The 20,776-nt window shown below is 64.6% G+C and carries 15 protein-coding genes; 8 read left to right on the forward strand and 7 right to left on the reverse strand.

Annotated features, from left to right (window positions below):
• Positions 1-6 precede the first annotated feature (6 nt).
• Positions 7-1,587, reverse strand: a complete 1,581-nt coding sequence (locus tag V7S54_RS04055) for an ABC-F family ATP-binding cassette domain-containing protein (RefSeq protein ID WP_065372187.1) — start codon at positions 1,585-1,587, stop codon at positions 7-9.
• 162 nt (positions 1,588-1,749) lie between these two features.
• Positions 1,750-3,564 (reverse strand): sensor domain-containing diguanylate cyclase, encoded by a 1,815-nt coding sequence (locus V7S54_RS04060; RefSeq protein WP_065372186.1) that lies wholly within the window; start codon positions 3,562-3,564, stop codon positions 1,750-1,752.
• Between the two features lie 345 nt (positions 3,565-3,909).
• Between V7S54_RS04060 and coaBC the strand changes: the two genes are divergently transcribed.
• Entirely contained in the window at positions 3,910-5,130 is a 1,221-nt protein-coding gene (gene coaBC / locus V7S54_RS04065; protein WP_065372185.1) for a bifunctional phosphopantothenoylcysteine decarboxylase/phosphopantothenate--cysteine ligase CoaBC, read from the forward strand.
• Between the two features lie 277 nt (positions 5,131-5,407).
• On the opposite strand, the gene V7S54_RS04070 is transcribed toward coaBC, so the two are convergent.
• Positions 5,408-6,214 (reverse strand): class II glutamine amidotransferase, encoded by an 807-nt coding sequence (locus tag V7S54_RS04070; protein WP_065372184.1) that lies wholly within the window; start codon positions 6,212-6,214, stop codon positions 5,408-5,410.
• A 272-nt stretch (positions 6,215-6,486) separates the two neighbouring features.
• Between V7S54_RS04070 and V7S54_RS04075 the strand changes: the two genes are divergently transcribed.
• From V7S54_RS04075 to V7S54_RS04105, 7 genes are all read left to right on the forward strand, one after another.
• Entirely contained in the window at positions 6,487-7,614 is a 1,128-nt protein-coding gene (locus tag V7S54_RS04075; RefSeq protein ID WP_065372183.1) for a Gfo/Idh/MocA family protein, read from the forward strand.
• 185 nt (positions 7,615-7,799) lie between these two features.
• Positions 7,800-8,654 carry a MurR/RpiR family transcriptional regulator gene (locus tag V7S54_RS04080; RefSeq protein ID WP_065372182.1) on the forward strand — a complete coding sequence of 285 codons (855 nt, stop codon included), beginning with the start codon at positions 7,800-7,802 and terminating at the stop codon, positions 8,652-8,654.
• Positions 8,655-8,778: 124 nt separating this feature from the next.
• Complete coding sequence (locus V7S54_RS04085) at positions 8,779-10,716, forward strand: bifunctional 5-dehydro-2-deoxygluconokinase/5-dehydro-2-deoxyphosphogluconate aldolase (RefSeq protein WP_065372181.1); 1,938 nt, start codon at positions 8,779-8,781, stop codon at positions 10,714-10,716.
• Between the two features lie 75 nt (positions 10,717-10,791).
• Complete coding sequence (iolD, locus tag V7S54_RS04090; protein ID WP_065372180.1) at positions 10,792-12,645, forward strand: 3D-(3,5/4)-trihydroxycyclohexane-1,2-dione acylhydrolase (decyclizing); 1,854 nt, start codon at positions 10,792-10,794, stop codon at positions 12,643-12,645.
• 239 nt (positions 12,646-12,884) lie between these two features.
• Entirely contained in the window at positions 12,885-13,784 is a 900-nt protein-coding gene (gene iolE, locus V7S54_RS04095) for a myo-inosose-2 dehydratase (RefSeq protein WP_065372179.1), read from the forward strand.
• A 237-nt stretch (positions 13,785-14,021) separates the two neighbouring features.
• The gene (gene iolB / locus V7S54_RS04100) at positions 14,022-14,822 is read left to right on the forward strand and encodes a 5-deoxy-glucuronate isomerase (protein ID WP_065372178.1); all 801 of its coding nucleotides are present in this window, start codon (positions 14,022-14,024) and stop codon (positions 14,820-14,822) included.
• 158 nt (positions 14,823-14,980) lie between these two features.
• Entirely contained in the window at positions 14,981-15,400 is a 420-nt protein-coding gene (locus V7S54_RS04105) for a GFA family protein (RefSeq protein ID WP_065372177.1), read from the forward strand.
• Between the two features lie 69 nt (positions 15,401-15,469).
• Here V7S54_RS04105 and V7S54_RS04110 read toward each other — a convergent pair whose 3' ends face one another.
• From V7S54_RS04110 to nirD, 4 genes are all read right to left on the reverse strand, one after another.
• Complete coding sequence (locus tag V7S54_RS04110) at positions 15,470-16,165, reverse strand: DUF2268 domain-containing putative Zn-dependent protease (protein ID WP_065372176.1); 696 nt, start codon at positions 16,163-16,165, stop codon at positions 15,470-15,472.
• A gap of 87 nt (positions 16,166-16,252) precedes the next feature.
• Complete coding sequence (gene cysG, locus V7S54_RS04115) at positions 16,253-17,755, reverse strand: siroheme synthase CysG (protein WP_065372175.1); 1,503 nt, start codon at positions 17,753-17,755, stop codon at positions 16,253-16,255.
• Positions 17,727-20,384 (reverse strand): nitrate reductase, encoded by a 2,658-nt coding sequence (locus V7S54_RS04120; protein ID WP_065372174.1) that lies wholly within the window; start codon positions 20,382-20,384, stop codon positions 17,727-17,729. The genes cysG and V7S54_RS04120 overlap by 29 nt, the downstream gene beginning before the upstream one ends.
• Positions 20,385-20,386: 2 nt before the next feature.
• Positions 20,387-20,722 carry a nitrite reductase small subunit NirD gene (gene nirD / locus V7S54_RS04125; RefSeq protein ID WP_065372173.1) on the reverse strand — a complete coding sequence of 112 codons (336 nt, stop codon included), beginning with the start codon at positions 20,720-20,722 and terminating at the stop codon, positions 20,387-20,389.
• Positions 20,723-20,776: the final 54 nt, after the last annotated feature.

A 20,776-nucleotide genomic window follows, 5' to 3' on the forward strand; every position in this document is an offset into this window, starting at 1 on the left:
CTCCCGTCAGGAAAGCTCGATCCGCCTGTCGATGCCGATCGCCTCCAGGAAGGCGCGGTCGTGGCTGACGACGAGCAGCGCGCCGTCATAGGCTCTGAGGCCTGCCTCGACCGCCTCGATGGAATCGATGTCCAGATGGTTGGTCGGCTCGTCGAGGATCAGAAACTGCGGCGGGCGGCGGCCGCCGAGCACGCAGGCAAGCCCGGCACGCAGCATCTGGCCGCCACTGAGGCTCGAAACGACCTGCAAGGCCGCGTCCGCCCGGAACATGAAACGGGCGAGCGCCGCGCGGCAGTCGTTCTCGCTGGCGTCAGGATTGAGGTGCCGGAAATTGTCGCGGATCGAGAGGTCGGGATCGAGCAGGCTCACCTGCTGGTCAAGCATGGCGTATTCGACCAGGACGCGCACATTGCCGGACCATGGCTTGAGATCACCGGTCAACAGCGACAGCAGCGTCGTCTTGCCCGAGCCGTTGCGGCCGGTGAGTGCTACGCGATCCGGGCCGACGATCGAGAGCGACAGCCGGTCGATCACTGGCGTTCGCGGCTGATAACCCGCGCTGACGGCATCGACCTGCAGCACGCCCCGGCCGGCTGGCAGGCCGGTCGAAGGCAGGCGGACGGTCAGCGGCTGCAGGATTTCGATGCGTTCGCGCGCCTCGGCCAGATCGCCGATCGCAGTATTGCGGCGGCGCTCGGCAAGACGGGCATTGTCGCCGCCCGTCTTCTCGCTGCGCTCCTTCTTCGCATCAAGCAGCAGCAGCGGCTCGTCCCCCTTGGCGCGCTTGCGGCGCCCGGCGGCATCCTTGCGGGCCTTGCGCTCGGCTATCTCCTGCGTTTTTCGCTGGACCTCGGCCAGACGGCGCTCCGCGTCGGCGAAATCGTGACGGGCCGATGCGAGCTCGATCGCCTTGCGCTCGCGGTAGTGGCTCCAGTTGCCGCCATAGGTCGTGGCGCCGAGCGACGTCAGCTCGACGATCGCATCCATCGTCTCCAGGAGTTCGCGGTCATGGCTGACGACGATGGCGCCGCCGCGCCAGCCCGCCATCAACGCGGCAACGGCAGCCCGCCCCTCGCGGTCGAGATTGTTGGTGGGTTCGTCGAGCAGGATGAAATCCGGCTCCTTGAAGACGAGGGCGGCAAGCTTCACGCGGGTCATCTGCCCGCCGGAAAGTGCAGCAAGGCGCGTCCCAGCCGACGCATCCAGACCGACGCGGGCAAGTGCCGCCTCCAGCCGGGATTCGAGTGTCCAGTCGGCGGCGGCAAGCTCGCCTATGCCTGCCAACCCCTCTTCCGCCCGCCTGAGGACGGCAAGCGCGTCGGAGGCGCCGAAGAGATCAGCGACGGTCTCGTCGGCCGCGACCTGGACGGTCTGGCTGAGCATGCCGAGGCTGCCCGCGACGGTGACCTTGCCGGCCTGCGGCGCGAGTGAACCTTCGATCAGCCGCAGCAGCGTCGACTTGCCGACGCCGTTGCGGCCGGCGAGACCGGTGCGCAAAGCACCAAAGCTCAGGTCGAGATTGGAGAAGAGGCTTCGGCCCTCAGGCGTGGACCACGAAAGTTGGGAGAGTGAAATCGAAGCAGGCATGGATACGGTTTTCCCTGATGGCAAGACGGTTCGGCTTGGCGGTCAGGGTGAAATCCATCGATGCGTGTATCCTGTTCAAATTTCTATCGCGGCAATAGATAGCATCGAATGCGCCCGTTTCAAGGCGGGACATTCGATTGCCGCGCGGCGGTAAGCGGAGGATCAGGCGAGACTGCGCCGCGCCTCGTCATCGCCGAAAGTCAGCCCGGAGGCCCGCACGCTGCGGTTTCGGCCGTGGTTCTTGGCGTCGAGAAGAGCGGCGTCAGCCCGTGTCAACAGGGTGGCGACGGGCCCGTCGTCCGGAGCCGAGGCAATGCCGACCGAGACTGCAACCGTGCCCAGGATCCGGCCGCGATGCGACAGCGGGGTGGTGCCGATCCTGGTCCTCAGCCGCTCGGCAAGCTCGAAGCCGGCCGCCTCGCCTGCTTCCGGCAGCAACACCGTAAATTCCTCGCCGCCGAAACGATAGGCGCTGCCGGCGTCGGCCACCGTATCGACGATGATCTGCGCGACATATTGCATGACGACGTCGCCGGCATCGTGGCCGAACTCATCGTTGAAGCGCTTGAAATGGTCGATATCGATCATCAGGCAGGTGAGCGGCTTGCCGCCCTGCCCGCGCGGCTCACGATTCAGCGCCTCGTCGAGGCAGCGCCGGTTGAGCAGGCCCGTCAGCGCGTCGCGCACCGCCAGACTGGTGAGCTTCTCGCGCAGCTGAAGATTGGCGACGGCGAGCCCGATGTTTTCGGCGATCAATTCGAGATAGAGGCGCGACGCTTCGACTGCGAATGTTTCGTCAGAGCGCTCCTCGAAATAGAGGAGACCAATGGTATCGCCCTGGGCTGTCAGCGGCACGCAGAGACCGACGGCGCCATCGTCGTCGAGATGCTGGCAGGCGATGTCGCTATGACCGCGATTGCTGACATGCGGCCGGCCGCGGCGAAGTCCCCAGCAGGCGCTGGACGGGAAGGATGGCGCAGAATGCTGCGGATCGAGCCAGCTGCCGACGCGGGTCAAGAGCGTCCGGCTGTCGTTCAGCACGTAGAGATGGCCGGCAAGATTGGGAAAGACCTGCGGCGCGAAGCGGGCCACGACCTCGGCCAGTTCGTCCTGGCTCTGGCAGGCCTGCAGCCGGTGCATCATCTGCAGGATCAGGTCCTTGGTCTGCTGGTCCAGGCGCCGCTCCGCATCGAGCCGATCACGCTCGATACCGTTTTCCCGAAAGATGTGGATCGCCTTGTTCATCTCGCCGATCTCGTCGCGGCGCCGATCAAGCGGAACCTCCACAGCGTAGTCCTGTTCGGCGAGACGCGTAACGATGCCGCTCATGCGGGTGAGCGGCATGGCGACGCGGCGTTTGAGAATGAAATAGAGCACGCTCAGGAACAGGGCAGCGGTGATGCCAAGCATCGTCTTGGCCGCGACGGCGAACCAGTCGCTGCGCGCCTGTGCCTCGTTGAGCGCCCCGCCCGTACGGGCGTTGGTCAAGTCTCGTAACCGGGCGACCGTGTCGAGGAGCGCTGTCTGCAGGCGCTCGTGCTCCGGGTCGAATAGCTTCTCCTGGGCGGTCGTGCGATCGCCCTTCTGATGGGCCTCGATGGCGGCAACCTCGATCTTGTCGAGTGCCTCTGCCTCGCGCATGATCTCCTGAAGCGCTGCGATCTCGCCCTGGGACGCGCCGAAACTCGTGGCCGTCTTGATCGCCTCTTCGCGCTTGCGCTCCTCTCCCTCCGCGCGATGGAAGGCTTCGAGGTGACGCTCGTCGCCGCCGCGCATGACGTAAAGGCGGGCCTCGTCGGATCGCACCTCTGCTCCGAGCGCAAGCTCTTCGCCAAGCGTGTCGAGCACCAGATGCTGCTCCACTGCCTGGCGCTCCCTGATCGCGCTGTCGGTCGACAGGATGAAGGCCGCGCCCGAAAGCCCCGTCAAAAGCACGGTTACGCCGTAGGCCCAGTTGGTGATCGCATTTATTCGCATGGAATGAAGCTTAGCCCCCGCGGATTGAGAGCGCATTAATCGCATTCCCTGGCTTCGGCAACAGGCCCGGAGCATGTTGACGCGGGCGGCACGGCTTTTGTTCCATTGCGCACCACGGACGGGAACAATCGGTGGTGATACCCAGGGGCTAGTGTAGCGAAACGCCGTATCGCACGGATGTCAGCGCAGGCAACCTCCTCCGGTGGGACACGTTGCGCCCAGCGGATCGCTCAAGTAGGTTCGATCTCGAAGGCACTGGTGAGGCCAGCCGCTGGAATATTGTGGTATCGCGTAGGACCCGGCAGCCCATGCCGGGCGAGAGGACGGCTGAAAGGCCGGGTGCAAATGACACTGTCGGGCAAGCGTATTCTCCTCATCATCTCCGGCGGCATCGCGGCCTATAAGAGCCTCGATCTCATCCGCCGTTTGCGGGAACGCGGGGCGAGCGTGCGGCCGGTGATGACGGCCGGCGCGCAGCAGTTCGTGACCCCGCTTGCCGTCGGCGCGCTGTCGGCCTCGCATGTCTATATCGACCTCTTTTCGCGCGAGGACGAGCAGGATGTCGGCCATATCCGGCTGGCGCGCGAGTGCGACCTGATCGTCGTAGCACCTGCGACCGCCGACCTGATGGCGAAGATGGCGAACGGCCATGCGGACGATCTGGCCTCCACCATCCTGCTCGCGACCGACCGGCCGGTGCTGATAGCTCCCGCGATGAACCCGAAGATGTGGGCGCATCCGGCAACGCGCCGCAACCGGGCGACGCTCGCAAAGGACGGCATCCGCTTCATTGGCCCCGAAGCCGGCGAGATGGCGGAAAGCGGCGAGGCTGGGGAAGGCCGCATGAGCGAGCCGCTTTCAATCGTTGCCGCCGTCGAGGATCTTCTCGGCGGCACGAAGGAGCCGCTTGCGGGACGCAGAGCCATCGTCACATCAGGGCCGACGCATGAGCCGATCGATCCAGTGCGCTACATCGCCAACCGATCCTCCGGCAAACAGGGCCATGCGATCGCCGCCGCGCTCGCAAAACTGGGCGCCGATGTCACACTGGTCTCCGGCCCGGTGACGATCCCGGATCCCGCGGGCGTCAAGGTCGTGCATGTGGAGCGGGCGGAGGAAATGCGCGACGCGGTGCTTGCAGCCCTACCCGCCGATGTCGCCGTGATGGTCGCAGCGGTTGCCGACTGGCGGGTCGCGACGGCCGCCGGCAACAAGATCAAGAAGAAGCCGGGCGAGGCCCCGCCGCCTCTGCAGCTTGCCGAAAACCCCGATATCCTGAAGACCGTCGGGCATCATGCCAAGCGTCCGAAGCTTGTCATCGGCTTTGCCGCCGAGACCGAAAACGTCGCCGACAACGGCCGCGCCAAGCTCGAGCGCAAGGGCGCCGACTTCATCCTCGCCAACGACGTTTCGCCCTCGACCGGCATCATGGGCGGCGACCGCAACCGGGTGAAGCTGATCTCCGCTGCCGGCAATGACGACTGGCCGGAGATGGATAAGGACGCGGTTGCGGAAAAGCTGGCCGTGATGATTGCCGAGCAACTGGCGCGGATCGATAAGGGCTGAGCAATCGAAGATTGCCCCTCACCCTAGCCCTATCCCCGCAGGCGGGGCGCGGGGACGTGACATACGCACAGATCTCTTTCTACCGCTCACGTCGGCGGAGTTGTATCGCCGAACGCAGCAGAGATCGGATCTGCGGGTAAGTGCGCTTTCGCAGGGTTGTTTTTGTAAACTGGCTGGCGGACGAGCGAGCGCCACACGGCCCTTCTCCCCGCCTGCGGGGAGAAGGTGGCGGCAGCCGGATGGGGGGCACACCAGCTACACATCTAGTTGACGTGCCTCAAGCCATCTGACGTGTCTTCACCGGCGCCCCTTGCGTCGAGAACAGCCGGACATCGACACCATTCTCACCGACGATGACCGCCGTGCCGTCCGGGATCTCCACCCAGGCGCTGTCGTCGTCGTTGAGCGGCTCGGAAACGAGGCAATAGCCGCCGCTCGGGCCCATGGGGGCGGCGTAGAGCGTCGGCGCCTTCCAGTCGGAGGCATAGCGCACGGCGTAGAGATCCTGGCCGTCGGAGAAGGCGGCGGTGAAGCGGACCAGCACCTGGCGTTCGAGATGTTCGGCAAGCTGCTCGACGAAGGCGAGTGCCTCGGCGATCGCGCCGAGCGGATCGCGGTCGAGCCCGAACTGCATCGCAAGCAGGAACAGAAGCTCCGAGTCGGTCGTGCCGGTACGGGCCGAATAGAGATCGTTGTCGAGCATGCTCTCCATCGGCCGGCGCAGATGCTCGAAGTCGCCGATCTGGCCGTTGTGCATGAAGGACCAGCGGCCGAAGACGAAAGGATGACAGTTGTCGCGCCTGGTACCGCCGCCGGTCGCGGCGCGCACATGGGCAAGAAACAGCGGCGAGCGGATCTGGCGGGCAATGCTCTTGAGATTGCAGTCCGACCAGGCGGGCAGGATATCGCGGTAGCGGCCCGGCTCCGGGTGATCGCCATACCAGGCGATGCCGAAGCCGTCGCCATTGGTGGCCGTCTTCGCCCGCGTCGCGCAATGGGACTGTTCGATCAGCGAGTGCGCGGGAGAGGTTACCAGTTCCTCGAGATAGAGCGGGTCCCCGCGATAGGCTGCCCAGCGGCACATGCTGATTTCACTCCAGCTCCGCCCCGTAGACTCCGGAGCGATTCGTTAACCATGACGAAGTGCGATGTTCCAACGGAACATGGTAAAAATGCGTTAACACATTCCCCCTTCGTCAAGATGAGCCTGGCCGGAAGGGACAGATTTGGCTGTTTCGATGGACACCGTTCCCGTATCACCATCGTATTTCGAATAAATATTCCATATTGACAAAACATGCACAATTCATTTCATTTTAGACCGATTGCAGCGACGCCGACCGGGAGGACTTCAACATGGCCAGCAAGCGCAAACTCGGGATCGGGCTCATCGGCACGGGCTTCATGGGCAAGGCCCATGCGCTCGGCTTCACCATTGCCGCGCGGGTCTTCGACCTGCCCTTCGAGCTCGACCTCGTCTCGGTCGCCGACGTGACCGTCGAAAGCGCGGAGCGTGCCCGCGGCCAGCTCGGCTTCCGCAAGGCGACGGCCAACTGGCGCGAGTTGCTGACCGATCCGGATATCGACATCATCGACATCACCACGCCGAACCTGCTGCACAAGGATATGGCGCTGGCCGCGATCGCGCATGGCAAGCATGTCTATTGCGAGAAGCCGCTGGCGCCGACCGTCGCTGAATGCCGCGAGATGGTCGAGGCCACCGAGAGGGCCGGCGTCGTCACCCAGGTTGGTTTCAACTATCTGAAGAACCCTCTGATCTTCCTGGCCAAGGACATTATCGAAAGCGGCGAGATTGGCGAGATCCGCTCGATGCGCGGCATTCATGCGGAAGATTTCATGGCCGATGCCAACGTGCCGTGGGGCTGGCGCCTGAACCCGGCCAGCGGCGGCGGCGCGCTCGCCGATATCGGTAGCCATATCATCGCCTCCATGCGCCACCTCGTCGGCCCGATCAGTCAGGTGCTCGCCGAGACCATCATCCAGATTCCGGAACGCCCGGTTGCCGCCGGCTCCAGCGAGACCCGTCCTGTCGAAGTCGACGACATCACCCGTGCCTTTGTGCGTTTCGAAAACGGCGCCACCGGCAGCTTCGAGGCAAGCTGGATCGCAACGGGCCGCAAGATGCAGCACGATTTCGAAATCTACGGTTCGAAGGGCAGCATCGTCTTCACCCAGGAGCGGCTGAACGAAATCCGTCTCTACAAGACCGGCGACGACGTCCGCACCCGTGGCTTCCGCACCATCTGGGCCGGACCGGAGCATCCGCCCTATGGCGCCTTCTGCGTGGCGCCCGGCCACCAGATCGGCTTCAATGACCTGAAGGCGATCGAGGTCAAGGAGTTTCTCGACGCCATCGCCGGGGGCAAATCACCCTCGACCAATTTCCGCGAAGGCCTTGAGGTACAGAAGGTGCTGTCGGCGACCTATCAGTCGGCCAAGACCAATGAATGGGTGCATATCTAGACCGTTCCAACGACTGCGGTCACTTGGGGGCGCTCTATCCTGGTGCGCATTCCGGACGCAAAACCGCTGCGCACTTTTGCTGGAAGTGCTCCCGGAAAAATGGAACGTCTGTTCTATGCCGTTCCCGACTAATCGATTAGAGTGAGGATGCAAACGACAGCGAAGACCGAGGAGACGAATAAGACATGGCCATGCCGGAAACGACGACGGAGGTCCCGCAGGATTTCGAGGCGCTGAAGGCCGCCATTCTGGAACGCAAGGCGCAGCTACCGAAACGGCTGCGCCAGGTGGCCGCCTATTCGCTCGACAATCCTGACGAAATCGCCTTCGGCACGGCGGCGAGCATCGCCACCTCCGCCGAAGTGCAGCCGTCGACGCTGGTGCGCTTCGCTCAGCATTTCGGCTTCGAGGGCTTCTCCAGCCTGCAACAGATCTTTCGCGCGCGTCTGCGCGAGCGCACGCCCGGCTACGAGGATCGGCTGAAGGCGCTGAGCAACAACGATCACAGCAGGCTCGAAAGCGGGTCGATCTTCAACGGCTTCGTCGCGGCAGCCCACCGCTCGCTCGACAACATCGCCTCCTCGGTCGACCCGGAGGCCTTCGAGCGGGCCGTCGATATCCTCGCCAAGGCAGACACGATCTATCTGATCGCCAAGCGCCGCTCCTACCCGATCTCCAGCTACATGGCCTATGCCTTCGGCAAGCTGAAGGTGAAGTACCAGCTCGTCGGCACGGCTGCCGGCATCGACGAGGATGTGCTGGCCATGGCGACGAAGAACGATGCGGCCTTTGCCGTCAGTTTCTCACCCTATGCCTCCGAAAGCGCCGCCCAGGCGAGGCTTCTCGCCGAACGCAAGGTGCAGGTCGTGTCGCTGACGGATTCGGCCTTCTCGCCGCTCGCGGAATCCTCGAAGGTCTGGTTCGAACTGGTCGAGGCCGACCATGCCGGGTTCCGTTCGCTCTCCGCGAGCATGGCCTTCGCCATGGCGCTGACCGTCGCCATCGCCGAGAAGCGTCAGCGCCTTGCCGAAGGTGGCTAGGTCAAACGGAACAGATAGAATGAAAATTCCATATTGACGAAACGTCGGAATTTATGTTTCATACCGCCATCACCCACAGTACGAAAATGGTCGGGCCCGCCAAGGTGTCCGCGGGGAGGAAGCAGTGAGCCAGAACGTTTCGGCACAGGGAGCAAAACCGCTCGACCTGATCACCATCGGCCGGGCCTCGGTCGATCTCTACGGCCAGCAGATCGGCACACGGCTTGAAGACGTTTCGAGCTTTGCCAAGTCGGTCGGCGGCTGCCCGTGCAACATCTCGGTCGGCACCGCCCGCCTTGGCCTCAAGTCGGCGCTGCTCACCCGCGTCGGCGACGAACAGATGGGCCGCTTCATCCGCGAGCAGCTCACTCGCGAGGGCGTCGAGACGCGCGGCATTGTCACCGATCCGGAGCGGCTGACGGCGCTTGCGATCCTCGCCGTCGAGAACGACAAGTCCTTCCCGCTACTCTTTTATCGCGACAACTGCGCCGACAATGCGCTCTGCGAAGACGACGTTTCGGAAGAGTTCATCCGCTCGGCCCGCGCGATCCTCGTCTCCGGCACGCATTTTTCCAAGCCGAACACCGACGCCGCCCAGCGCAAGGCGATCCGCATCGCCAAGGAAAGCGGCGCCAAGGTCGTCTTCGACATCGACTACCGCCCGAACCTCTGGGGCCTTGCCGGCCATGACGCCGGCGAAAGCCGCTACATCGCGTCGGACCGCGTCTCGGCGCACCTGAAGACCGTTCTTGCTGATTGCGACCTGATCGTCGGCACGGAAGAGGAAGTGCTGATCGCATCGGGCGAAAGCGACCTCTTGCAAGCGCTGAAGACGATCCGCTCGCTTTCCAAGGCAACGATAGTACTGAAGCGCGGGCCGATGGGCTGCATCGTCTATGACGGCCCGATCTCCGACAATCTCGAGGACGGAATCGTCGGCAAGGGCTTCCCGATCGAGGTCTACAACGTGCTCGGCGCCGGCGACGCCTTCATGTCCGGTTTCCTGCGCGGCTGGCTGAAGAACGAGCCGCATGCGACGTCTGCCACCTGGGCCAATGCCTGCGGCGCCTTTGCCGTCTCGCGCCTGCTCTGCGCCCCGGAAATCCCGACCTGGACCGAGCTGCAGTTCTTCCTCGATAACGGTAGCAAGGAGCGGGCGCTGCGCAAGGACGAGGCGATCAACCACGTGCACTGGGCCACCACCCGCCGCCGCGACATTCCGCTTCTGATGGCGCTCGCCATCGACCATCGCAGCCAGCTTGAAGACATCGCCGCCGGTGACCAGGCTCTGCTTGCTCGTATTCCCGCCTTCAAGGTGCTGGCCGTGAAGGCTGCGGCACAAGTTGCTGCGGGACGCTCGGGCTTCGGCATGCTGATCGACGACAAGTACGGCCGCGATGCGCTCTATGCCGCCGGCGCACACCGGGATTTCTGGATCGGCAAGCCGATCGAGCTTCCGGGCTCGCGGCCGCTGCAGTTCGAATTCAGCCAGGATCTCGGCAGTCGCCTGATCGATTGGCCGGTCGATCATTGCATCAAGGTGCTCTCCTTCTACCACCCGGATGATCCGGCAGACCTCAAGGCGCAGCAGGTGGCGAAGCTTCGCTCGGCCTTCGAGGCGGCCCGCAAGGTCGGCCGCGAGATCCTGATCGAGATCATCGCCGGCAAGCACGGCAAGCTCGACGACCAGACCATTCCGCGGGCGCTGACCGAACTCTACGACGCCGGCCTCAAGCCCGACTGGTGGAAGCTCGAGCCGCAGGCAAGCCGCGGCGCCTGGGCGGCGATCGACGCCGTGATCGAGGCGCGCGATCCGCTCTGCCGCGGCGTGGTGCTGCTCGGGCTGGAAGCGCCCTACGAGCAGCTGAAGGATGGCTTTGCAGCCGCCCGCACCTCGAAGACGGTCAAGGGCTTCGCCGTCGGCCGCACGATCTTCGCCGATGCCGGCAAGGCCTGGCTCGGCGGTACGATGAGCGACGAGCAGGCGATCGCCGACATGGCCGGAAAATTTGGAGCGTTGGTGGATCTCTGGCTGCAACTGGGTGAAACAAAGGCGGCATAGGATCGACGGGCACCCGTCGACAATGCGGCAAGCAGGGCGGAACCGGACGATTCCGCCACGAGGAGGAAACAGATTATGAGCCAGAAGACCGTGCGCCTGACCATGGCACAGGCCGTGGCGCGGTTCCTGACGCGCCAGATGACCGTCATCGACGGCAAGAAAGTGCCGATTTTCGGCGGCGTCTTCGCCATTTTCGGCCACGGCAACGTCGCCGGCGTGGGCGAAGCGCTGCATGCGATCAAGGACACGCTGCCGACGTATCGCGCCCAGAACGAGCAGGGCATGGCCAATGCCGCGATTGCCTTTGCCAAGGCGAGCTTCCGCCGCCGCTTCATGGCCTGCACGACCTCGATCGGCCCCGGCGCGCTCAACATGGTGACGTCGGCTGCCCTTGCCCACGTCAACCGCCTGCCCGTGCTCTTCCTGCCGGGCGATGTCTTTGCCAACCGCCGCCCCGATCCGGTGCTGCAGCAGGTCGAGAGCTTCGGCGACGGCACGATCTCGGCCAATGACTGCTTCCGTCCGGTATCGCGCTACTTCGACCGCATCACCCGCCCTGAACAGATCATCCCGGCGCTGCGCCGCGCCATGCAGGTGCTGACCGATCCGGCCGATTGCGGTCCGGTGACGCTGTCGCTCTGCCAGGACGTGCAGGCGGAGGCTTACGACTATCCGGAAAACTTCTTCGACGAGAAGGTCTGGGTGCCGCGCCGGATCGAGCCCGATCTCGACGAGCTGGCGACAGCGATTGCGGCTCTCAAGGAAGCGAAGAAGCCGATCATCATCGCTGGCGGCGGCGTGCTCTATTCGGAAGCGACCAAGGAACTCGGCGACTTCGCTGAAAAGCACGGCATCCCCGTCGTCGAGACCCAGGCCGGCAAGTCGGCGCTGCCGCACTCACACGCGCTCAACATGGGCTCGGTCGGCGTGACCGGAACCTCCGCATCCAACGCGCTCGCAGAAGAGGCCGACGTGGTGCTTGCTGTCGGCTCGCGCCTGCAGGACTTCACCACCGGTTCCTGGGCGCTGTTCAAGAATGATGCCTTGAAGATCATCGGCCTCAACGTCCAACCGTTCGATGCCGGCAAGCACAACGGCCTGCCGCTGATCTCCGACGCGCGCGCCGGCCTCAACCGGATTTCCGGCGGGCTCGGCGGCTACAAGGCCGATCCGAGCTGGACTGCGAAGGCGAAGGCCGGCAAGGCCGAATGGCTGACGGCTGCCGACAAGGCGACGGCAACGACCAATGCGGCGCTTCCCTCCGACGCCCAGGTGATCGGCGCCGTCCAGCGCGCCCGCGGCGGCAAGAAGACGACCCTCGTCTGTGCCGCCGGCGGTCTGCCCGGCGAGCTGCACAAGCTCTGGCAGGCGGAAGAGCCTGGCGGCTACCACATGGAATACGGCTTCTCGACCATGGGCTACGAGGTCGCCGGCGGTCTTGGCGTGAAGCTCGCCAAGCCCGAGCGCGACGTGATCGTCATGGTCGGCGACGGCAGCTACATGATGCTGAACTCCGAGATCGCCTCCTCGATCATGCTGGGCGCCAAGTTCACCATCGTTCTCTTGGATAATGCCGGCTACGGCTGCATCAACCGACTGCAGATGGAAACCGGCGGTGCGAACTTCAACAATCTGCTCAAGGACACGCACCACGTGGAGCTGCCGCAGATCGACTTCGCGGCACATGCCGCCGCCATGGGCGCCGTAACCCGCAAGGTCGGCTCGATCTCCGAGCTCGAAGCGGCCCTCAAGGAGACGGCGGGCGAGACGCGCACGACGGTGATCGTCATCGACACCGACCCGCTGATTACCACCGAGGCCGGCGGCCACTGGTGGGATGTCGCAGTGCCGGAAGTCTCGGGCCGCAAGCAAGTCAACGAAGCGCGCGAGGGCTATGAGAAGGCGCTCACCTCCCAGCGATTCGGCTGAGATTGCCCTTTCGGCGCCCGCGTCTTTGCGCGGGCGCCGTTCCGCATTTATGCCCCTTACCCTAACCCTCTCCCCGCGAGCGGGGAGAGGGAACACGGAGGGCGCGGCATTTCCCTTCTCCCCGCCTGCGGGGAGAAGGTGGCGGCAGCCGGATGAGGGGCAATCGCCCTCCCGCTGCGCACCCATGAGACACCACGAACGATCCGCCTGCGCGGACAATGCTATAGGAAACGACTGACATGATCCGCTATGGAACCAACCCGATCGCCTGGAGCAACGACGACGATCATTCGATCGGTGCGCATCTGACACTCGAGGACTGCCTCTCCGATTGCCAGAAGATCGGCTTCGACGGCATCGAGAAGGGTCACAAGATGCCAAGCGATCCGGAGGCGCTGAAGCAGAAGCTTGGCTCTTACGATCTCGTCTTCGTTTCCGGCTGGCATTCGACCAACCTGCTCACCCACGACGTCGAGGCCGAGAAGAAAGCAATCCAGCCGCATCTCGACCTGCTGAAGCACAATGGCTGCAAGGTGGCGATCGTCTGTGAAACCTCGAACGCCATTCATGGCGACGACACGAAGTCGGTTGCCAACGACAAGCCGGTGCTGCCGGCCGACCAGTGGAAGAAGTTCGGCGCCGATCTCGAAGCGATCGCGCAATATTGCGCCGACCAGGGCATCGATCTCGTCTACCACCACCACATGGGCACGATCGTCCAGACCGGCGAAGAAATCGACCTGCTGATGCAGAATACCGGTCCGGCGACCAAACTGCTTCTCGACACCGGCCACGCCTGGTTCGGCGGCTCGGATCCGGCAGAGGTCGCAAGCAAGTACATGCACCGTGTGCGCCACATCCATTGCAAGAACGTGCGTCCGGCCGTCCGCAAGGTCGTCGAGGGCGAAGGCCTCTCCTTCCTCGAAGGCGTGCGCCGTGGCGTCTTCACGGTTCCCGGCGACAGCGAGGGCGGGGTCGACTTCCTGCCCGTGCTGAAAATCGCCGCCGAGCACAACTATTCCGGCTGGCTGGTGATCGAGGCGGAACAGGATTCGGCCGTGCGCAACCCGTTCGAATACCAGTCGCTCGGGCTGAAATCGCTGAAGGCCTTCGCCAAGGAAGCCGGGCTCGACAAGTAAGCTCACGTTTCGGTTGCCGGACTTCACGGGGCGTGCCCCTCATCCGGCTGCCGCCACCTTCTCCCCGCTTGCGGGGAGAAGGCATATGCCGCTGGCTCCCCAATTCCTCGCGACGTAAGGTGGAGAGCATGCGGCAAACTCCAAGTTCCCTCTCCCCGCCTGCGGGGAGAGGGTTAGTCCTCGGGTTAAACCCGAGGAGAGGGGCAAGCCCGCAGAAACGAAGACCAGGAGACCGATATGTCCAAGCTGCTCGTCAAACCGAAGGCCAAGTCCGGCCTCATGCAAAACGTGACGCCGGAGAGCGCCGGCTGGACTTATGTCGGCTTCGCGCTCGAGCGGCTGAAGGCCGGCGAGACGACCGAAGGCGAGACCGGCGACAAGGAGATCTGCCTGGTCCTGGTCTCCGGCAAGGCGAAAGTTTCCGTTGATGGTGAGGGTTTCGGCGAAGTCGGCGAGCGCATGACACCGTTCGAGGGCCAGCCCTACGCCGTCTACGTACCGAGGGGCAGCCGCTGGCAGGCAACGGCGACTTCGGACCTGGATCTTGCCATCTGCTCGGCACCAGGCGGCGACGGCTTCAAGGCGAAGGTGATCGCGCCGGGCACGCATCCGCAGATGACCCGCGGCAAGGGCACCAACACCCGCTACGTCACCAACATCATGCCGGAAGACGACGGCTCGGCGCAGTCGCTGCTCGTCGTCGAGGTGATTACGCCCGGCGGCCACACCTCCTCTTACCCGCCGCACAAGCATGACCAGGACGACCTGCCGGCCGAGAGCTATCTGGAAGAGACCTACTATCACCGCCTGAACCCACCGCAGGGCTTTGCCATGCAGCGTGTCTATACCGACGACCGTTCGCTGGACGAGACCATGGCGGTCGAAGACGGCGACGTGACGCTGGTGCCGAAGGGATATCACCCCGTCGCTGCCGTGCATGGCTACGACGTCTACTATCTCAACGTCATGGCCGGGCCGAAGCGTATCTGGAAGTTCCACAACGCCCGAGAACACGAGTGGCTTTTCACAGGCGTGTAAGTATCTACTTACGCAATCGTGGCCCCATGCCTCCAGCCGCTGCAGCCAGTGGCGATTGTCGTCGATAGTCAGGCGTGAGCTATCCAAGCTCAAACGCGGAAAGCGGCATACACTTTTTGCCGCTCCGCTCTAGCTTCTGTGCTTTCAGGGAGGCCTCCATGCGCATCGACGGGCAATGCCACTGCGGCTACGTAACCTATGAGGCCGAGATCGATCCGGCCGACGTCGCGATCTGCCATTGCACCGATTGCCAGCAACTGACGGGATCCGCCTATCGCGTGACCGCAGGTGCTGCCCGCGAGAACTTCCGGCTGACCGGCGGCGAGCCGAAGCTCTACGTCAAGGTCGCTGAAAACGGTCGCCAGCGGCTGCAGTTCTTCTGCCCGAATTGCGGCTCACCGATCTATACGACCGGCACGGACGAGGATGCGTTGGAAGTCGGCATCCGGGTCGGCACGATCAACCAGCGCCGGGAGCTCAAGCCACGGTCGCAGATCTGGTGCTCCTCGGCGCTGCCCTGGATCGGCGACGTCAGGAAGCTGCCCGGACGCGACCGCGATGAGGCGCCCTACTCTTAGATCACGATGGTTTAGAGCGGGATGCGGGCGGAAAACCGCACACACTTTTCCTCATCCCGCTCTGGCCGCTCAAGCGGCGGCCAGCAGGCCTTGCTTCAACGGCGCCCAGGCTTCGCCGATGACGACGGAAGCAGGTGTCGCCGTCATCTGCGACGGGTGTGCATCGGGGTTCGCTGCGAGATAAGTCTTCACAAGGTGATAGCCGATCGTATAGCCGGCCCAGCGCGGCAGCGCACGATCGCAGCCAAAGAACCAGCCGGCATGATCATAGCCCTCCGCCCAGAGTTCCCGCTCGGCGCGCTCCAGCAAATCTGCCCAATCGCCCGCTGCAATCGCGTGGTTCCAAGGATGGCCGTCGCCGCCATTGATCTCGACATCGAATGCATCCGCAAGGCCTTCGGTGACCAAGGCTTCGCCGAGCTTGGAGCCGTAGCCGCAGGTCGCGTGGCGGAAGGAATGATGCAGCTCATGCGTCAGCATTCTCCGCAACTCGTCGGCGGCGAGGCTGGCATGGAAGTTCTCGTTGTCGGGGTCGAGCGTCAGGTAGACCAATCCTCTGCGATAGCAGCTACCGGCCACACCCAGTTCGGGAATGGTCTCTCCCGGCCTGTTTTCGACGACGATATCGATGGGAGCAGCACTGTCGGCTGCAGGAACACGCGCGCCGACCCGCTCGGCCGTCTCGTCCACCTGGCGCAAAATCTGTTCGCGCCAAGGGGCAAGCGATCCATAGGCCTCAAGGAAGTGAACACGCAGGTCCAGCATCTGGCGAATCTCCCGTCAGCGACATTACTCTACCGCGGGGCAAGGTAAGCATGCGGCCGGTGATTGCAAGCCGAGCGAGGGAAAGCTTCAACCTGCAAGCGAACCTGCGGCAAAAGGCGCAGGCTGGACGGTGACCATCGGCACGCGCCTGACGCCAAAAGCGGCACCGATGCCGATCAAAACCGGATCGTCGTAGCCGATCACGGCGATACCGGCTGCAAGGTCGCGCAAGGTACCTTGCCAGCGCCGCTCATTGTGGCGGCTGACATTGGCCGAAATGACGACCGGGGTCTCTCCGGATAGCCCCTCCTGCATCAGGCGTTCGCCAATGGCAGGCGCGGTGCGCCCACCCATATAGAAAACCGTCGTCGTCTTCGGATCGGCCATGGCCCGCCAGTCCATGTCCGCAGGCAGGCCGCCATGGCGCGAATGGCCGGTGACGAAGCGCACCGCCTGGGCATGGTCGCGATGGGTTAGCGACAGGCCGAGACGCGCCGCCATGGCGCTCGCAGCAGTGATGCCGGGCACGACATCGACCGGGATGCCTTCCTGCTCCAGACGGGCGATCTCCTCGCCGGCGCGACCGAAGATCATGGGATCGCCGGCCTTCAGGCGAACGACACGTTTGCCGGCGCGCGCCAGTGCCACCATCATGTCGTTGATGTCCTCCTGGCGGCAGCTCTCGCGCCCGCCGCGCTTGCCGACCAGCATGCGCTTGGCCTCGCGCCGGGCGAGCTCCAGAACCTCGTTCGAAACGAGATCGTCGAACAGGATGACGTCGGCGGCTTGCAGGGCCCGTACGGCCTTCAGCGTCAGATATTCGCTGTCGCCGGGGCCAGCGCCGACAAGCGTCACGCGGCCGGTGGCGGCATGGTTCGCCGACGAGCGCTCCATCTCCGCCACCAGCCGCGTCTCGACACCCTCCTCCGGTGTCGCTTGAAAAGCGAGATCGACGAAGCGCTCCCAGAAGGCGCGACGCGGCGCGCCGGGCTTGAGTCGGGCATTGACCTTGTCTCGCAAAGCCTGCGCCAGCGCTGCCCAATCTTTCAGCACCGGCGGCAACAAAGTCTCGATCCGGCGACGGATCGCCTGGGCGAGGATGGGTGCCGCACCATCGGTCGAGATCGACACCACGACCGGCGAGCGATTGACGATCGAGCCGAACTGAAACTGGCAAAAGGCGGGCTTGTCGATGACGTTGACCGGCACCCCGACCCGCTGGGCGGCCGCGAAGAAGGACTGTGCGTCCTCGTCGCTTTCGCAATCGGCAACAGCCAGCGCGGCTCCGGCAAGCGTATCCGCCTTCCAGGTCTCGCGGTGATGGACGAGACGACCGCAGGGGTGAGCCGCACCTTTCTCGATCAATGCTGTGCAGACCTCGCCGACCTCGTCAGCAGGCGCATAGAGGTGAACCTCGGCGCCGCAGGCCGCCAGCAGCTCCGCCTTCCAGGCCGCAGCGTCGCTGCCGCCCACCACAACGACACGCTTGCCTTCGAGCGACCAGAAGACCGGCAGCTTGGCAAGCGCCGCCATGCGTGCCGGCTCGCGGCGCGATTGAATTTCATTCAGCAGCGGCAGCAAGGCATCCATCGACGATCCCCCTGATCTCGGCGCGGCAGGAGCCGCAATTGGTTCCGGCGCTCAGCGCCTGCCCGACAGCTTCAACCGAACGGCAGCCGCCGCGCACAGCCGCGACGATCTGGTTGACGCCGACACTGAAGCAGGAGCAGACGGTTGCGCCCGGGTCCGGCCGGTCGGCACCGGGCCGCCCAGCGATGAGCGCAAAGCGCATGCGCAAGTCGGCATGCGAGGCGCTCAGCTGCTCGACTGCCCAGTTGCGGGCGACCGCCACCGGCTCGGGCGCGAGAAAGAGCGCCAGCAGCAGACGATCGCCGGCGAAGAAGGCAAGGCGGCGCTGACCGGAGAGACCGTCCGAATAGCCGATCGGCTCGATGTCGCCGGCAAGGCCAAAGGTCTTCCGGCACCAGGCGACCCAATCCTCCGGCGTCGTCTCCGCAGCAAGTTCCAGACGCCAACCGCCCCTCGCCTTGGCGACGGCCCAGTAGCCGAGATCGAGACCCGAGGGTTTCGACGCGCTGACCGCAAAGCCGTAGGTCGAAGCGGAAAAACGGCGGATCGCAACGGCGGCATTTTTCGAGGCCGGCTGGCCGGAGACCGGATCGGTGACTGGCGGGACCAGCGCATCGATGCGCGCCTTCGCGGCGAACTGGTCGTTCCAGTGCATGGGCACGAAGACATTGCCGCGCGCCTGGCGCTCGGTGATGAGCGCGCGGACGATCGCCGAGCCGTTAGGGCTCTCAATGGAAACGAGATCGGCGGGGGCGATGCCGAGATCCATCGCGTCACGCGGGTGGATCTCGACGAAAGGCTCAGCGAGATGGGCCGAGAGCCGCGCGCTCTTTCCGGTGCGGGTCATCGTGTGCCAGTGGTCGCGTACGCGGCCGGTGTTCAAGGTGAAGGGAAAGGCATCGCTGACGCGATCGGGCACGGCGCTCGCTACCGCCACGAAGCGAGCGCGTCCATCCGCATGGAAGAAGCCGCCATCGGCAAAGAAGCGGGTCTCGCTCTCTGGCTTCCCCTCCGGTTGCGGCCATTGGAACGGCGCGAGCGGGTCGTAGGCCGCAGCATCGATCTCCGCATGGGCGCCGATGTCGAAATCGCGCCGCCCGTTATTCTCGAAAGCCGAAAGACCGGCATGTTCGGCGAAGATTTCTGCGGGCGAGGTATAGGCGAAGGCACCCTGGAACCCCATACGGCGCGCCACTTCGTTCAGCTGCCACCAGTCGGCGCGAGCCTCACCGGGGGCTGCGAGAAAGCCGCGCTGACGGGAAATGCGGCGCTCGGAATTGGTGACCGTCCCGTCCTTCTCGCCCCAGCCCAGCGAGGGCAGCAATACATGGGCGTGACGGGTGGTGTCGGTCTCCCGCAGCACGTCGGAGACGACGACGAAGGGACCGCCCTTGAGTGCGGCCTCGACCGCATCGGCATCCGGCATGGAGACAACAGGATTGGTCGCCATGATCCAGATCGCCTTGATGCGGCCATCGGCCACCGCGCGAAACATGTCGACGGCCTTCAGCCCCGGCTTGGCGGCGATCGATGGCGCGCCCCAGAAGCGGCGCACCTGATCGCGGTGCCCGGCCTTCTCGATGTCCATATGGGCAGCGAGCATGTTGGCGAGGCCGCCGACCTCGCGGCCACCCATGGCATTGGGCTGACCGGTGAGCGAAAACGGCCCCATCCCCGGCCGGCCGATGCGGCCGGTGGCCAGATGACAGTTGATGATGGCGTTGACCTTGTCCGTGCCGGAGGAGGACTGGTTGACGCCCTGGCTGTAGCAGGTGACGACCTTTTCGGTCATCTCGAACAGGCGGAAGAAGGCGGCGATTTCCGAGGCTTCGAGCCCCGTCAATTGCGCCAAGGCGACCGCATCGAGCGCACTCGCCGCAGCGATGGCTTCGGCAAAGCCGCTGGTATGGGCGGCGATATAGGACCGGTCGATAGTGGGGCTGGCGGCCAGATGGGCGAACAGACCGTTGAACAGCGCCACGTCGCCATCCGGCCGGATCGCCAGATGCATGTCGGCGATATCGGCGGTCATCGTTCGGCGCGGATCGATCACCACCACGCGCATCTCGGGACGCGCCGCCTTGGCTGCGGCCAGGCGCTGGTAGAGCACCGGATGACACCAGGCGAGATTGGAGCCGGTCAGCACCACGAGATCGGCAAGCTCCAGATCCTCGTAACAACCCGGCACTGTGTCCGACCCGAAGGCGCGGCGATGCCCGGCGACGGAAGACGACATGCAGAGCCGCGAGTTGGTGTCGATGTTGCCCGAACCGATGAAGCCCTTCATCAGCTTGTTGGCGACGTAATAGTCCTCGGTCAGCAACTGCCCCGAGACATAGAAGGCAACCGAATCCGGCCCGTGTGCGGCGATCGTCTGAGCAAAGCGCTCGGCGACGAGATCGAGCGCCTCGTCCCAGCCGGCCTTGCGCCCCTCGATCTCGGGATGAAGCAGCCGGCCGTCGAGGTCGAGGGTTTCGGCGAGCGCCGAGCCCTTGGAGCAGAGCCTGCCGAAATTGGCAGGATGATCGGCGTCGCCGCGTACGGAGACGGCGCCGTTCTCATTGATCGTCGCGACCACGCCGCAGCCGACGCCGCAATAGGGACAGGTGGTTTTGACCTCCCGCTCCATGACTATTCCGCCGCAATCATCAGGCTTTCGAGCGCGATGAACAGCGCGCCGCCGTCGTTGCGCACCGGAACCGTGCGCACCGCGCCATCGTCAGCGCCGATCGCCTTGCCCGTTTCGAGCGAGATTACCCAATTGTGTAAGGGGCAGGTTACGGCCGTGCCGTGGACAATGCCCTGCGACAACGGCCCGCCCTTGTGCGGGCAGTGATCCTCGATGGCGAAGACCTCGTTTTCAGCGGTGCGGAACACGGCGATCTTGCCCTGAGGCGTCTTCACGCAGCGCGCGCCCCTCAGCGGAATGTCGGAGATGTCGCCGATTGAGATCCAGTTGATATCCATCCCCTCACTCCGCTGCTTGAGAAAAACCGACCGTCGCCATCGGCCGGAACTCGT

It is taken from the genome of Ensifer sp. CCNWLY38, from assembly GCF_037120565.1.
GTDB lineage: Bacteria > Pseudomonadota > Alphaproteobacteria > Rhizobiales > Rhizobiaceae > Ensifer > Ensifer adhaerens_H.